Raw genomic sequence first — 15592 nt, 5'->3', positions numbered from 1 at the left:
TGCCTTAGAACGCGTGACCGGCACGCAGCAGAAGGTGTTCAAGAATGGGGCCGAGCGAGAGCGCGGGGAAGAAGGTGAGCGCTCCGACGATGAGAATGACGCCAGTCAGCAGCAGGGTAAAAAGTGGCGTGGTCACTGGGAAGGTTCCAGCGGATGCGGGAACGATCTTCTTGCCTGCCAGATTTCCTGCGACGCCGAGCATGGGGATGATCATCATGAAGCGGCCAAAGAACATGGCGACACTCAGGGAGTTGTTGTACCAGGGCGTGTTGGCATTGAGTCCAGCGAAGGCGGAGCCATTGTTGCCGGTAGCCGAAGTATAGGCATAGAGGATCTCGCTGAGTCCATGGGGGCCGTGGTTGGCGAGACTGGCGAGTCCGATAGTGGGCATGAGTACGGAGATAGCGGCGAAGCCGAGGATGATGAGAGGGAAGATGAGCAGATAGAGCATGGACATCTGCACGTCGTAGGCTTCGATCTTCTTTCCGAGATACTCGGGGGTGCGTCCGACCATGAGTCCGGCGATGAAGACCGCGATGATGACGAAGATGAGCATCCCGTAAAGGCCTGCACCAACGCCACCGAAGACGATCTCGCCAAGAAGAATGTTGACCATGGGCACCATTCCTCCGAGGGGCATGAAGCTGTCGTGCATGGCGTTGACGGCGCCGCAGCTGGCATCGGTGGTAACGGTTGCGAAGAGAGCGGAGTTGGTGATGCCGAAGCGGACCTCTTTGCCCTCCATGTTGCCGCCGGACTGTAGTTCGGAGACATGCTGGTTGACGCCGTGAAGCATGAGGTTCGGTTGCGATTCAGCCCAGTAACAGGTGAAGGTTCCGGCGAACCAGAGAACAACCATTGCTGCGAGTACAGCCCAGCCGTGTGTCGGAGAGCCGACCATCTGGCCAAGCGTAACGGTGAGTCCAGCGGGAATGAGAAAGATGGCGAGCATCTGCAGGAAGTTGGTGAGCGGGGTTGGATTCTCAAAGGGATGTGCGCTGTTGGCGTTAAAGAAGCCGCCGCCGTTGGTGCCGAGCATCTTGATGGCCTCCTGCGAGGCGACGGGGCCCTGGGCGATGGTCTGCGTGGTGATGGTCGAGGTCTTGCCGTCGGAGGAGATGGAGATCTGTGGCTCGACGAGCTTTGATGTGTCATAGGGGCGCAGATTCTGCACGACACCTTGCGAGACGAGAGCGAGGGAGAAGACGATGGAGATAGGGAGAAGAACCCAGAAGATTCCGCGAGTGAGATCGACCCAGAAGTTGCCGAGGGTTTTGGATTCACGCCGCGCAATGCCGCGGATGAAGGCGATGGCAAGGGACATACCTACGGCAGCGGACCAAAAATTATGTGTGGCGAGGGCGAGCATCTGGGTGAGATAGCTCATCGTGGCTTCGGGTACGTAGCTTTGCCAGTTGGTATTGGTGGTAAAAGAGACCGCGGTGTTGAGGGCAAGAAAAGGTTCGACGTTGGGGAGATGCTGCGGGTTGAGTGGAAGGATGTGCTGCAGGCGCTCGACAAGATAGGTGAGCAGCATGGTCGCGGCACTGAAGACGAGCATTGCCGTGGCGTATTCGGTCCAGCGCATCTCCTGCTCGGGATTCACGCCGGTGAGGCGATAGAGGAAGCGTTCGCAGGGAAGCAGGATGGGATCGAGAAAAGTGGAGCTGCGATTGAAGACACGCGTGAGATAGATCCCCATCGGCTTGGCCAGCAGTAGAACAGCCGCGATGAAGAGCGTGATTTGTAACCAGCCATTGAGAGACATTTAGAACTTCTCCGGGCGAAGCAGGGCGTAGACAAGATAGACCAGCAGGGCGAGCGAGACGGTGAGCAACGATGCATTGAGGATCATTTGCGAGAGCCTTTCAGGCGTTTGCAGCCGACGACGTAGAAGAGACAGATCGGGAAGAAGAGGAAGAAGGAGACGATGGCGATGATGTCGGGCATGGGACCTCCGTGTTACCAGATGCCTTGCTTGGTGCCCCACCAGTAGACGAGGCCGAGTGTGGCGGTTGTCTGCGAGCGGACAAGGACGCCGATGGTGTCGGTTAGAAAGTAGGGCTGGTTGGAGAAATCGCGACGGTACTCGGCGCGTACAAGGAAGCCGGGTGTAAGGGTGTGATCGGAGATGAAGGTGAACTCTTTCAGTGCCTGTGCTTTGCCGCTGAAGAGGCCGTTGCGGTCGTCGAAGTATTCGAAGCGGCCGCCGAGATTCCAGTTGCGGGCAAGCGAATATTTGGTGGTGAGACTGCCGAGCGCGACGTGGGAGGGTGATTGTTGCTGTTGCGTGCGATGGATGACGTAGTCTGCCTCCCCGATGAGAGTCAGCCTGCTGGTAGGTTTCCAGGTAGCGTAGGTGTCGAAGATGTGTTCGCGTCCGTTGGGCGCTGGAGTGATGTTGGCTGTAGGCAGACCGGGCTGCGTCGGCGATGGTGGAGCGTTGGTGTTGATCGTGGGCTCGACGTCACGCGCTTCCTGGCCGAAGTAATAGTTGATGTTCCAGGTGAGTGAGCTAGCAGGTTTGAGGGTGAAGAGGAAGGCCTGCGATTTGAAGCCGTTGAGATCTTCGGTGTCGTTGGCACCATTGACGAGCCAGTAAGCGACGTTGAGCCTGGGCGTGAGGTTGTAGTTGGCGCGCAAGCCCATGTGGTAGAAAGGCAGGTAATCGAAGCTGAAGGAGCGCGAGTAGGCGATCTGGTCCTTGGTGTAATTGCCTTCGTTGCCGAGAGAACTAGCCCACTTACCGAAATCGATCTGGAGGCCGGAGCCGATGGGGGCGAGATAGCTGCCGTAGGCCTGAAAGAGATTGCGCCACACCTGAGGGCGCTCCTCGTTGCTGGAGGATCCCTGCAGGGTTTCGGTGGCCTGACCGAACTGGAGATCGATGCGTCCGCCGAGGCGCTCCGTGGCCGTAGGGAGGTGTTCGACCATGAAGCTTGCCTGGTTGATGTTGAAGCTGTTGGACGTCACGTCGTAGGCACGGAGAAGATTGACGCGACCGATGGGGGCGTTGAAGTTGTAACCGTAGTAGCCGTCGACGCCAAAGTTGAGCGTGGTGCCGTGGAGGAAGCCGAGATTCGCGGGCGTATCGGGAGTGTCAATGAGTGGTTGAGAAGCGGCTCCGGCTTTCGCGGAGATCGCTGTCGGAGGCATCGACGACTCGGCGTCATCGTGGGCAGCGATTGCTGGAGCGTCTCTATTAGCCGTCTGAGCTTCGAGAGCTGCGAGCCGCGCGGAAAGGGTATCGAGCTGCTTGTGGATCTCGCGAATCTCGGCGTCACGCTCTGCGTCGGTGAGAGGACGAGGTCGTGGAGTTTGTGCCGATACCGCGGTTGCGAGGATCAGTTGTGTGAGTGCGGGAACGAGTAGAGCGGTGGACTTCATGAAACGGCCTCGGAAGCTATTGAAGCTGCCGAGGCCGTAGAAAGTCCGTTGAGAAGGCGTTAAGAAGTCGTAAGTTCTGGCAGAGAGCTATTCCTGTGTCTCTGCGCCAGGCTGAAAGCGATAGCCGACCCAAGGTTCGCTTTCGATGTGCTTCTGCGCATCCGGCCGTTCGATTTTTTTGCGCAAACCGGCGATGAGGACACGGAGATACTCGGGTTGGTCTTCGCCGGCCGGCCCCCAGATGGAACGCAGGAGCACCTTATGGGTGAGAACGCGTCCGGGTGAGCGCGCGAAGAGGAGAAGAAGGTCGAACTCTTTTGGCGTGAGATGGATGGCTGCGCCGCGCACGGTTGCAGTGTGGGCGTCGGCGTCGATGATGAAGTCTCCGATGGAGATGCGGGTGGCGACTTCGGGCTCGGTGGTACGGCGCAGTTGCGCGCGGACACGGGCGAGAAGCTCTGGCATGCTGAAGGGCTTGGTGAGGTAGTCGTCGGCGCCTTCGTCGAGGGCACTGATTTTCATAGCGTCGGTGTCGCGCACGCTGAGCACGATGATGGGGGTGTCGGCGATGCGACGGATGGCCTGCGTGAGCTCAAGGCCATTCATCTCGGGCATGGCCAGGTCGGAGATGATGAGATCGGGGCGCTTGCTCTCGAACTCTGCGAGTCCCTCGATACCATTGGCGGCGAGGATGACTTCGTAGCCGCTGCTCTGAAGCGAGGTGCGAAGCATACGCTTGATCTGCGGCTCGTCGTCGACGACAAGAATGCGTTTCAACGGTCCTCCTGGGTCACGATATGAAGGTCGACGTGTGGGGCTTCGGACATAAACTTCTGGATTGCAAGGTAGTAGAGGTAGCTGCGCAGTCCGTGTGTGGCGGAACGACCAACGATGGCCTGAGTGATGCGGTTTTCGCGCACGAAGGCGGCTGTGGCGTGCGCGGTGTCGGTGTCATTGAGAGTGATGACAGATGCACCCAGATTTCTGGCGAACTGAAGGTTGGACTCAAGCGCGCGTTTGCGCTCCGGTGTCTCGTCAAGGGTGGTGGCCACATGTATTACATAGAGCTCGGCGTCGAGTGCTTCGGCGAGGCGCGCACCTCGAGCGATGAGATCGCGGGCTTGCGAGCCGGAGCTGATGCAGACGGCGATTTTTTCGGATACGGTCCAGTGGGCGCCGAGTTTCTTGCGACGCACATAGTCATCAAGGCTGCGATCGACGGCACGAGTGACGCGCTGGAGCGCCATCTCGCGGAGGGCGATAAGGTTGCCGCGGCGGAAGAAGTTGGCGAGGGATCGCTCGATGCGCTCGGCAGGGTAGATGTCGCCACGACGCATGCGCGTTACAAGCGCTTCAGGGGTGAGATCGCTGATGACGATCTCATCGGCGCGGTCCAGAACCCAGTCGGGTACCTGCTCGCGGACGATGACACCGGTGAGTGCCTGCACGCGCGAGGTCAGGCTCTCCACGTGCTGGATGTTGACGGTGCTGACGACGTCAATTTTATTTTCGAGGAGGAGGAAGACGTCTTCGTAGCGCTTGGAAAGACGGCTACCTTCGATATTGGTGTGGGCCAGCTCGTCGATGAGGGCAACCTGTGGAGCTCGGGCGAGGATGGCGTCGACGTTCATCTCAGAGAAGAGGGCACCCTTGTACTCGATCTCGCGGCGCGGAATATGTTCGAGTTTGGCGGAAAGCTCCGCTGTGCCGGAACGGCCATGCGTTTCGACCACGCCGATGACGACGTCTTCGCCGCGGCTGCGACGGCGGATGCCTTCGCTGAGCATACTGAAGGTCTTGCCAACTCCGGGCGCGTAGCCGAGGAAGATCTTCAATCGGCCGCGCTGCTTTTCGGTCTCGGCGGCCTGGAGCCAGTCTTCCGGAGATTTGGTCGGATGGGTCACGCCGTACAATTCTCGCATGCACTCGCGTCGAACTCTGACAGCCGCCCGCTGGAGCATGGCATTTGCCGGCCTGGCGGCGATCGTTCTAGTGTACAAGCGGTGGCTGCATGTGAATACGACAACGGTGGCGCTGACGCTGCTGCTGTTTATCCTGCTGCTGGCGACGGAGTGGGGGCTGCGGTTTGCCGTGGTGATCTCGGTTGCCGCTGCGGCGTGCTATAACTTTTTCTTCCTGCCACCGTTTGGGACTTTTACGATCTCGGATACGGAGAACTGGCTGGCGCTGCTGGTGTTTCTGGCAACTTCGATTATTGCCAGCAGGTTATCGCAGGCCGCAAGGGACGAAGCGGATGAGGCGAGCGCGCGACAGCATGAGCTGGAAGTCCTGTTCCAATTGAGCCGCGATCTGCTGCAGACGGAGAGTGCGGCGAGCCTGCTGCGTTCTCTGCCGGCTGCTGTGGTCGATGTGACGGCGGCACGCTATGGACTCCTGTATCTGTTGGAGGGCGGGCGGGTCTTCCAGGCCGGGGATGGCATGGTGTCGGAGGTCGAACTGCCGCACTTTCAGCAGATTGCGATATCCCTGACGCAGGCCAGCATGACGGCGGACGAAGTGCAGATGCCGGTACGGTCGGGGGTTCGGCCTAAGGGAATGCTTCTGTTGCGTGGCGTCGTTCTTTCGCTCGAGACAGCCAACGCGATTGGCGGGTTGGTGTCGATTGCCATCGATCGCGCGCAGGCTCTGGAGAACGTGGCGCGAGGAGAGGCCGCGAAGGAAAACGAACGGTTGCGTTCGCTCATGATCGATTCGATCACGCATGAGTTGCGGACCCCGCTGACCTCGATCAAGGGCGCGGCGACGACGCTGCTGGAAAGCGAGGTTAATGCGGAAGATCGGCATGAGTTGCTGAGCATCATCGACGAGGAGAGCGACCGTCTGAATCGCTTGGTCTCGGAGGCCGTGGAGACGGCTCAGTTGGATGCACAGAAGGTGCAGATGCACTTTGAACGAGTGACGGTGCGTGGCCTGATCGACGAGGCGAGAGATACGTGTGGCTGGGTGGAAGAGAACCACGAGCTGCGGCTGCAGATCGCAGAGGATTTGTGGCTGCGTGCTGATCCTTCGCTGCTGGTAAAGGTGATCACAAATCTATTGGAAAATGCGGCAAAGTATTCGCCTTCGGGGACGCCGATTACGGTGACGGCAGAGGCGCAGGGGGCTGGTATTGCGATCAGTGTGGCGGATCGCGGGATTGGTATTGATCCGACCGAGCAGGGGCTGATCTTCGAGCGGTTTTATCGCGGCCGGTTGCAGGCAAGCGGGGCTTCGGGGACCGGGATGGGGCTGGCGATCAGCCGGGCCATCGTAGAGGCCCACGGAGGAAGAATCATTGTGACGAGCCAGCTGGAGCATGGTTCGGTGTTCACGGTTTTGCTGCCGGGTGGCGAGGCATCCCCTCAGGTGGCTTCGCGCATTCGCTGAGGCAGATCTTTCCCGCGCGAAGACAAATTAGGTCTAGTATGGTTGGCGCTTCGTGACGGAGGAATGGGTGATGCCAGCCATCAGTAGGCAAAAAGCAGTTGCCATCGACCGAATTGTGATGGCAACCAATCTTGCGTCGAACAGTTTGCCAATGCTGTCGTATACCAGAGCCCTGGCGGTGCATTTTTCTGCCAGAGTGGATGTGCTGCACGTGGCCGATCTTTCGCTTCTGGCAAGGGCCGCAGAGGGACTTTCTGCACCTGCGCTGGATTCGATCCTGATCCAGAACCGAGATTTGTTGTGCGAGGCTGCGCGCCGTATGCAGGGCATCCATGCAGAGTGTGTCGAAATCAGGGGATGGGACCGGTCGCAGGCGATTCTGGACTATGCAGATCAGGTGAAGGCGGGATTGATTGTGATGGGGACGTCGGGCAGACAGGGCCTCACAAAGATAGTGTTTGGATCAACGGCAGAGGCTGTCTTTCGTCATGCGAGATGTCCTGTGCTGACGGTGGGACCGAAGGTGAAGCCCTTGCTGGAAGGGGAGCTGATGAACAGCATCCTTTGCGCGGCGGACTTTTCAGCGGAGTCGGTTCGTGCGGTAGGAGCTGCACTGGCGTTTGCAGAGAAGCAGCATGCGCGCCTGTATGTGTGCCATGTGGTGAAGGCCAAAGAAGAGAAGCTATCGCGGCCGGACGAAGAGTGGCGGACAGAGTTGCAGCGGATGATTCCAGCTTCAGCTTATGCGTGGTGCAGCCCATCGTGTGTGGTCGAGCATGGAGAGGCCGCGAATGTGCTGCTGGAGCTCGCGGAAAAGATTCACGCGCAACTGATCGTACTGGGCTCGAGGAAAGAGCGATTTGGGCAGATGCTGATGCAGACGGGATTGACGCCCGCGTTGCTGGCAAAGGCGACGTGCGCTGTGTTGACGATCAGTTAGTTCTGCTGATCTGGAGGCTGGCAGGCAAGGTTGCCGAGCAGGACGATGGATCTGGGAGCGACATTATATTTCGCGTCGGTGATCGACTCGCGTTGATGGAGGACGATGTCTTCGGGCGAGGGCAGGGCGGTATCTATGATGCGGAACCATGAAGGACCGGGTGGGACGGGAGCGGGGAGAGCAAAGGTAAGCGGCTCCCAGTAAGCATTGAAGATGACATGAAAGGCAGGACCGGAGAGTGTATAGACCGTCGCCGCCAAGGTATGGGATTGATGGGAGAGATCGGGACTGTTCAGATGAACGCCATGCCAGTCGATATGTGCGCTTTCGAGCACGCCGCGGAGGGAGAGGGCATGTCCTTCGAAGGTTGATCCGAAGCTTCGGCGCATGTGGATGAGTATGCTGACGAAGCGGAGGAGAGAAGAGTTCTTCTCGCAGAGCGTCCAGTCGAACCAGCTTATTTCGTTGTTCTGGCAGTAGGCGTTATTGTTGCCCTGCTGGGTGCGTCGCACTTCATCTCCCATGAGCAGGAGCGGGGTTCCGACGGAGAACAGATTCAGAACAAAGGCATTGCGTATCTGGCGTTCGCGGAGGGCGTTGATGTTTTCGTCTTCGGTGGGACCTTCGACGCCGCAGTTCCAGGAGAGGTTTTCGTTGAGGCCGTCGCGATTTTGCTCGCCGTTTGCCAGGTTGTGCTTCTGGTCGTAGGAGACGAGGTCGTTGAGGGTGAAGCCGTCGTGGCAGGTGACGAAGTTAATGCTTTGCTCTGGTGGATGGTGTGGGAGGTTATAGATGTCGGGGCTGCCAAGCAGGCGCTGCTGCAGATGAGCGATGGAGCCGTCGGATGACTTAAGAAAGGTGCGGATGTCGTCGCGGAAGCGGCCATTCCACTCCTTCCAGCGATCGCGGGAGAAGGAGCCTACCTGATAGAGGCCGTCGGCATCCCAGGCTTCGGCCATGAGCTTGGTTCCGGCGAGGATGGGATCGGCGTCGATGTCCCAGATGATGGGTGCGTTGGGGACAGGGGTTCCGGTCTCATCGCGGCTCAGCACGGCGGCAAGGTCGAAACGGAAGCCGTCAACGTGCATCTCGGAGACCCAGTAACGGAGGCTATCAAGGATGAGGCGGCGTACGACGGAGTGGTTGGAGTTGAGTGTGTTGCCGGTGCCGGTATAGTCGGCGAAGCGAGCGCGATCGGCGGAGAGCATGTAGTAGAGCGAGTTGTCGAGGCCTTTGAAGCCGAAGGTAGGGCCGTTGGCCCCTGCCTCGGCGGTGTGGTTGTAGACCACGTCGAGGATGACCTCGATACCGGCACGATGGAGAGCTTTGACCATGTCGCGGAATTCGTTGAGGCAGCCGAGCGGGGACTGGCTGACGGAGTAAGCGAGATGAGGGGCGAAGAAGCTGACGGGGCTATAGCCCCAGTAGTTTTCGAGGCCGAGCGGAGCATCCTGAGCATCGAACTGGAAGATGGGCATGAGTTCGACGGCGGTGATGCCGAGTTGCTGGAGATAAGGTATCTTCTCGATGACTCCGGCGAAGGTGCCGCGTTTTTCCGGGCTGACGCCTGATTCGGGGTGTCGGGTGAAACCTCCGACCTGCAGCTCGTAGATGATGGTCTCGTGGAAGAGATTACCGAGCGGCTGGTCACCTTCCCAATCGTATGCACCGAGATCGATAACGATGTTGCGCATGCAGACGGTCTCGTTGTCGTTTCTGCTCTTTGCCGCGGCTCGGTCGTAGAGGTGAGTGCAGACGGAGCGTCCGTAGGGATCGAGAAGAACTTTGTTGCTGTCGAAGAGATAGCCGGCTTCGGGAAGGTAGGGGCCGTCGGCTCGATAGGCGTAGGTCTGCCCGGCGACGAGATCGGGAACCTCGATGTGCCAGTAGTGGCCGGTACGGTTGATGGTGGGGTCGAGGGCGATGGTCCGGGCAGCCCAGGGCGATGAGGGCGAGTCGAACAATAGAAGATGCATACCGCGGGCGTGAGAGGAGAAGATGCTGAAGTTCACGCCGTGGTCGGTGAGGGTGGCTCCGAGGGGATAGGGGTGGCCTGCCTTCATGGCTTGATTGTCTCACTGAAGAGTGGTGGCTTTGGAGAAGACAACAACCTTGGGATGGAATTTGGCGGGAAACATCTGGGGGTAGTGCTGTATGGTGGATGCGAGGCCTCAGCGGCTGGTTTGCGCCTGCTGCTTGCCGAAACCTTTATAGCTGCCATGGCGCGGTATGGCTATGGAGCGGCAGGATGAGACGTTCATGACAGGGACAAAAATTCGGCTTAGCGCCATGATGTTCTTCGAATACTTTATCTGGGGCGCGTGGTATGTGACGGTGGGAACCTGGATGTCCTCGACGCTTCACTTCTCGGGGCAGCAGGTAGGCCTGGTGGCCGGAACAACGGCGGTTGGCGCAACGTTCGCGCCCTTCCTGGTGGGGTTGATCGCAGACAAGTACTTCGCTACGGAGAAGGTGTTGGCTGTGTTGCACATTGTGGGCGCCGTCTTTCTGTTGCTGACATCGCAGCAGAAGACCTTCGGTGCAGTGTATGCGACGTTGCTGCTGTATTGCCTTTGCTACATGCCGACGCTGGCATTAGCGAATTCGCTGTCGTTTCGACAGATGACGGATACGAAGGCGGAGTTTGGCGCGGTTCGCGTGCTGGGAACGGCAGGTTGGATCGTAGCGGGAATTATCATCGGCGCGATGAAGCTGGAGGCTACGGCGCAGCCGCTGCGGATGGCTGCGGCGGTGTCGTTTCTGATGGGCTTGTACTGCTTGACTCTTCCGCATACACCACCGCTGGCAAAGGCAGAGAGTGCAAAGCAGACTGGGCTGTTTCCGAAAGAGGCGCTGTTTCTGTTCAAGGACCGCTCCATGGCCATATTTGCGATTGCATCCTTCCTGATCTGTATTCCGCTGCAGTTCTACTATGCCTTCACGAATCTGTTTTTGAACCAGATTGGGGTGACGAACGCCGCAGGTAAGATGACCGGCGGTCAGATCTCCGAGTTGTTGTGCATGCTGTTGATTCCGTGGTTTTTCCGTCGTCTTGGAGTGAAGTACATGCTGGTGAGCGGCATGCTGGCCTGGGTTCTGCGCTATGCTCTTTTTGCTTATGGCGATGCCAGCGGCAAGATGTGGATGCTGTGGCTGGGCATTATTGTGCATGGCATCTGCTATGACTTCTTCTTCGTGACGGGGCAGATTTATGTCGACCAGAAGGCGCCGAATTCGCTGCGTGCCGCTGCCCAGGGACTGATTTACTTCATCACCTATGGCGTCGGCATGTTTCTGGGATCGTGGCTTTCGGGCGCGGTTGTGGAGCACTACGCGGTTGGCAGCGGCTACGACTGGCGCTCGATCTGGATCGTCTCCGCAGTGGCTTCACTGATTGTGCTGGTGCTGTTCCTGCCCTCCTTCCCTAAGGAGAAGGAGCCCGCACTGCCGAGTGTCGAAGAGGCTGCGATGTTGAAATAAAGCTGCGCGGGACGCTGACCTGTTAGCGCGGTGGTCAGCGTCCCATAGAGCTTAGCCTTGAATCGTGTCGTGGTGTTCCAGTTCAAGACGGGGATCGCCGTTGCCCTCAAAGAAAGCGTAGACGGTGGGCAGCAACAGCAGGGTGAGTGCTGTGGAGCTTACCAGTCCACCGATGACGACAATGGCAAGTGGGCGCTGGATCTCGGAGCCTGGGCCAGTGGCGAAGAGAAATGGTACGAGGCCTAATGCAGCGACTGTCGCGGTCATCATGACGGGACGGAATCGCAGACGCGTACCTTCGTAAACGGCTTCGGACTGATCCATGCCTTCGATACGGAGCTTGCGGATATACGAGACAAGCACAACGCCGTTGAGGACGGCGATGCCCCAGAGAGCGATGAAGCCGACAGATGCTGGGACTGAAAGATACTCGCCGGTGACGAAGAGCCCAACGATGCCTCCAATGGAAGCAAGTGGAAGCACGGTGATAATGAGTGCGGCGAAGCGGACGGATCTGAAGAGCACGAAGAGCAGGAAGAAGATTGCGGCAATCGTGATCGGTACGATGATCATCAGATGGTGCAGTGCGCGCTCCATGTTGTGGAACTGACCGCCCCACTCGATGTAATAGCCGGCGGGAAGCTTCACATTGCCGTCGACCTTCTGCTGCAGTTCTTTGACGTAACCGCCTAGGTCGCGGTCCTGTACGTTGACACCGACGACGATGCGGCGTTTGCCCATGCTGCGGTTGATGAGAGCAGGGCCTTCGACGACCTTGACGGTCGCCAGGTCTTTAAGCGGGACGCGGGCGCCATTAGGCGAGTTGATCAGTAGCTCGCGTATATCTTCGACGCTGTCGCGCAGAGTCTGCGGGAGACGGACGGCTCCGGAGAAGCGGCGCTCCCCTTCGTAGATCTCGGTAGCGGATTTTCCGGCGATGGCGGTTTCGATGACATCGTTAACGTCGGCGGCATTGATGCCGTAACGGGCTATAGCACCGCGGTCGATGGTGATGGTGAGGTACTGCTGGCCGCCAACACGGTCGACCCGGGTGTCCTGTGTGCCCTGGATACCCGTGGCGACTTTCGCAATCTGGTTGGCCTTTTCAACAAGGATGTCGAGATCGTCGCCATAGAGCATGACGGCGACGTCGGCACGGACGCCGGAGACCATTTCATCAACACGATCGCTGATGGGTTGCGACATGACGAGATTAATGCCGGGCAGTGCAGCAAGCTTCTCCCGAATCTGTTCAGCGATGTGATCCTGCGTCATCCCCTTAGGCCGCTCGTCGAAGGGCGTAAGCGAGGCAAGAACGTCGGCTTCGTTCGGACCGGCAGGATCGGCGGGGGACTCTCCGCGTCCGACGCGGGAGACGACGTTATCGACGCCGGGGACCTTGAGCATGAGCCGCTGCATCTCCTTCTCCATCTTGAGGGACTCTTCGAGGGAGATATTAGGGACGCGGTCTGCGTTGGGCGAGAGAGTGCCTTCCTGCATCTCGGGAATGAAAGAGGTGCCGAGGAAGGGGAATAGCGAGAGCGCAGCAAAGAAGATGATGATGACCGAGACCACGGTGAGGCCACGGTGATTCATCGACCAGGACAACATGCTGCGGTAGGGTTTGCGCAGGATGCGGACGAGCCAGGTATCGTCCTCAGAGCCACCCTTGAGGAGGTAGGTGGAGAGCACCGGGGAGAGGGTAAGCGAAAGCACTAGCGAGATGGCAAGTGCGATGGCGATGGTGTAGGCGAGGGGGGCGAACATTTTGCCTTCCATGCCTTCTAGAGTCATGAGGGGAAGGAAGACAAGGATGATGATGGTGACGCCGAAGAGGGTTGGTGTGGCGACCTCTTGCACGGCAGAGAGCACCAGGCTCAGCTTGTTGATCTTCACGGGGCCGTGCTGCTCGTGATTAGCATGGCTGAGACGGGCGAAGACGTTTTCGACGACGACGACGGAGCCGTCAACCATGAGACCGATGGCGATGGCGAGACCGCCAAGCGACATGAGGTTTGCGGAAAGGCCGATCTTGTTCATCACCAGGAAGGTGAGCAGAGGCGTGAGAATGAGATTAGCGCTGACGATGAAGCTGGAGCGCAGATCGCCTAGAAAGAGGAAGAGGATGATGACGACGAGGATGACACCTTCGCCGAGGACCTCCGTGACGGTATGGATGGCGGCGTCAACTAGCTGCGAGCGGTCATAGTAGGGGACGATCTGCAGTCCGCCGGGAATCATGTGGCGGTTGTTGATCTCGGCGACTCGATCCTTGACGCGGCTGACGATCTCTTTGGCATTGCCGCCGCTGGTCATAAGGACGACACCGCCGACGGCTTCGGTATAGCCGTTCTTGATCATGGCGCCGTAGCGGACCTCGGTGCCGAGGCGGACTTCGGCGACGTCGCGAATATAGACGGGTGTACCCTTGGACTCCTTGAGAACGATATTGCGGATGTCATCGAGGTCGTGAATAAGGCCGACGCTGCGGATGAGGTACTGTTCAGCGTGTTGGGGAAGAATGCCGCCGCCGGCGTTGGCATTATTCTGCGCGAGCGCGGAGCGGACATCTCCGATGCTGAGGCCGTAATAATGCAGCTTCTGCGGATCGACGACGGTTTCGTACTGCTTGACGAAGCCGCCTGTCGAGTTGATCTCTGCTACGCCGGAGATGGAACGCAGCAGCGGGCGCACGACCCAGTCCTGCAGCGTGCGACGTTCGACTAGTTCATCGCGGGTGAGGATATGCTTCGATGCGGTTTCGCCGGGACGCTCCAGGGTGTACTGATAGACCTCGCCAAGAGCATTCGTGATGGGGCCGAGTACAGGCGTGACGCCTGCTGGCATGCGCTCGCGCAACTCTGCGAGCCGCTCAGAGATCATCTGGCGCTCGCGGAAGAGATCACTCTCATCGGTGAAGACAAGGGTGATGAGCGAGAGCCCGGGCTTGTTGAGCGAGCGCATATCGGTCATGCCGGGCAGGCCGGTCATCGAGATTTCGATGGGGATGGTGACGAAGCGCTCAACCTCTTCCGGAGATTTTCCTGGGGCTTCAGTAGCGATCTGGACCTGGATGTTGGCGACGTCAGGAAACGCGTCGACGGAGAGGTGTTGCGCAGCATTGATGCCGAACCCGACGAGAACGAGCGCGACGACAACCAGAATGAGCCGCTGCCTGAGTGCACCGGCAATGATGGATTGCAGCATCTATTGTGTTCCCTTGATGGAGTTCTGCCGGCGCTGATTGTTGAGGTGGAAGGCGCCTTCGGTGACGATGCGCTCGTCCTGGTGAACGCCGTCAAGCACGACTCGCCGATCATTCTCTTCTTCGCCAAGCGATACCTCGCGCAGCACGAATCGCTGCGGTGCGACCTGTACAAAGACGTGGTCCTGATTCTCTTCGCGAACAACGGAGGCGTTAGGCACCGTAAGTTTCTTTTCGGTGTGACCGACAAAGGTCATGCTGGCGAGCTCATCGGGTTTGAGCATGCCATTGGCATTATCGACATCCATGCGTACATCGACGGTGCGGGTGGCGGGATCAACGATGGGGGAGACGAAGGAGAGCAACCCGGTGATCTTGTTCTCAGGGTGCGCGGGCACTTCGACTTCGACGCGAATGCCTTTATGCAGTGTTCCGGCATCTTCTTCGGGGACGTTAGCAACGATCCAGACGCTCGAGAGGTCTGCGATGGTGAAGGCCTGATCTGCAGGCTGAACGACCTGACCGATGGTGATATCGCGTTTCAGGACTGTACCGCTCTTTGGGGTCACGATGGGATAGTCTGCGCTGAGCTTGCGGCTTATCTCCAACTGACGAATCTGGCCCTCGGTCATGCCGAGACCAAGGAGTTGCGTGCGATACGAGGCAGCTTCCGTTGTAGCCTGAAGCAGCTCGGCGCGGCGGCGTTCGAGTTCAGCGCGTCCGATCACGTCGGCGTCAACCAGTTGTTCAGCACGTTTCTCTGCAGCCGCGGCGAGGTTTTGCTGCGATGTTGCTTTGATCAGCGCAAATTGTGTGTCGGAGAGCGCCGTGCTGTGCAGCGTCGCAAGCACGGTCCCCGCTTTGACATACTGGCCCTCAAAGATGAGAAGTTTCAGAATGCGCCCGGCGACTGGAGAGCCGACATGCGCGATGCGCTGCGCATCGGTTTCGACGTGCGCGGCGACGCGGAGGGTCCCGTTAACATCGGTGATCTCCGGCGTACCAAACTTCAGGTTCTCCGCGAGTGCGGGGGTGACTGCGACCTCGTTGGGATCGGTCTGTACCTGAGCCTTCTCCTCCTTAGGCTTCTGCTTACATCCCTGGAGTGTGATGAAGGAGAGCAACAGAAAAGGTGCAAGGGCATAGGCGAGGTTGCGGCTTCTGCGAGCGCGTGTATTGGCAGGACCGTTCAT

At 58.8% G+C, this 15592-nt stretch carries 11 protein-coding genes; 3 read left to right on the top strand and 8 right to left on the bottom strand.

All coding sequences use genetic code 11. The annotated features are described in order from the left end of the window. Positions 1 to 4: 4 nt before the first annotated feature. The 5 genes from kdpA to PW789_RS11150 all read right to left on the bottom strand — a co-directional run bounded on the left by kdpA (position 5) and on the right by PW789_RS11150 (position 5309). Positions 5 to 1768, bottom strand: coding sequence for a potassium-transporting ATPase subunit KdpA (gene kdpA, locus PW789_RS11165; RefSeq protein WP_299375949.1), 1764 nt, complete (start codon positions 1766 to 1768; stop codon positions 5 to 7). Then, entirely contained in the window at positions 1769 to 1855 is an 87-nt protein-coding gene (kdpF, locus tag PW789_RS20110) for a K(+)-transporting ATPase subunit F (RefSeq protein WP_367182567.1), read from the bottom strand. A gap of 107 nt (positions 1856 to 1962) precedes the next feature. Further along, positions 1963 to 3387 carry an outer membrane beta-barrel protein gene (locus PW789_RS11160; protein WP_299375946.1) on the bottom strand — a complete coding sequence of 475 codons (1425 nt, stop codon included), beginning with the start codon at positions 3385 to 3387 and terminating at the stop codon, positions 1963 to 1965. An 87-nt stretch (positions 3388 to 3474) separates the two neighbouring features. Further along, complete coding sequence (locus PW789_RS11155; RefSeq protein WP_299375943.1) at positions 3475 to 4164, bottom strand: response regulator transcription factor; 690 nt, start codon at positions 4162 to 4164, stop codon at positions 3475 to 3477. After that, on the bottom strand, positions 4161 to 5309 hold the full coding sequence (locus PW789_RS11150; protein ID WP_299375940.1) for a histidine kinase: 1149 nt from the start codon (positions 5307 to 5309) through the stop codon (positions 4161 to 4163). The genes PW789_RS11155 and PW789_RS11150 overlap by 4 nt, the downstream gene beginning before the upstream one ends. Positions 5310 to 5346: 37 nt before the next feature. Here PW789_RS11150 and PW789_RS11145 point away from each other — a divergent pair, with 37 nt between their 5' ends. Both PW789_RS11145 and PW789_RS11140 read left to right on the top strand, forming a co-directional pair. Further along, complete coding sequence (locus tag PW789_RS11145) at positions 5347 to 6774, top strand: ATP-binding protein (RefSeq protein ID WP_299375937.1); 1428 nt, start codon at positions 5347 to 5349, stop codon at positions 6772 to 6774. Positions 6775 to 6844: 70 nt separating this feature from the next. Then, positions 6845 to 7714, top strand: coding sequence for a universal stress protein (locus PW789_RS11140; protein ID WP_299375934.1), 870 nt, complete (start codon positions 6845 to 6847; stop codon positions 7712 to 7714). On the opposite strand, the gene glgX is transcribed toward PW789_RS11140, so the two are convergent. Beyond that, entirely contained in the window at positions 7711 to 9777 is a 2067-nt protein-coding gene (gene glgX / locus PW789_RS11135) for a glycogen debranching protein GlgX (RefSeq protein ID WP_299375931.1), read from the bottom strand. The genes PW789_RS11140 and glgX overlap by 4 nt on opposite strands. A 196-nt stretch (positions 9778 to 9973) precedes the next feature. Here glgX and PW789_RS11130 point away from each other — a divergent pair, with 196 nt between their 5' ends. Further along, positions 9974 to 11194 (top strand): nucleoside permease, encoded by a 1221-nt coding sequence (locus PW789_RS11130; RefSeq protein WP_299375927.1) that lies wholly within the window; start codon positions 9974 to 9976, stop codon positions 11192 to 11194. Positions 11195 to 11245: 51 nt separating this feature from the next. Here the strand turns inward: PW789_RS11130 and PW789_RS11125 are convergent, their stop codons facing one another. Beyond that, positions 11246 to 14401 carry a CusA/CzcA family heavy metal efflux RND transporter gene (locus PW789_RS11125; protein ID WP_299375923.1) on the bottom strand — a complete coding sequence of 1052 codons (3156 nt, stop codon included), beginning with the start codon at positions 14399 to 14401 and terminating at the stop codon, positions 11246 to 11248. Next, the gene (locus tag PW789_RS11120) at positions 14402 to 15592 is read right to left on the bottom strand and encodes an efflux RND transporter periplasmic adaptor subunit (protein WP_299375920.1); all 1191 of its coding nucleotides are present in this window, start codon (positions 15590 to 15592) and stop codon (positions 14402 to 14404) included.

It is taken from the genome of Edaphobacter sp., assembly GCF_028283685.1.
Classification (GTDB): Bacteria; Acidobacteriota; Terriglobia; order Terriglobales; family Acidobacteriaceae; genus Edaphobacter.
This window is presented reverse-complemented; position numbering and strand designations above follow the sequence as displayed.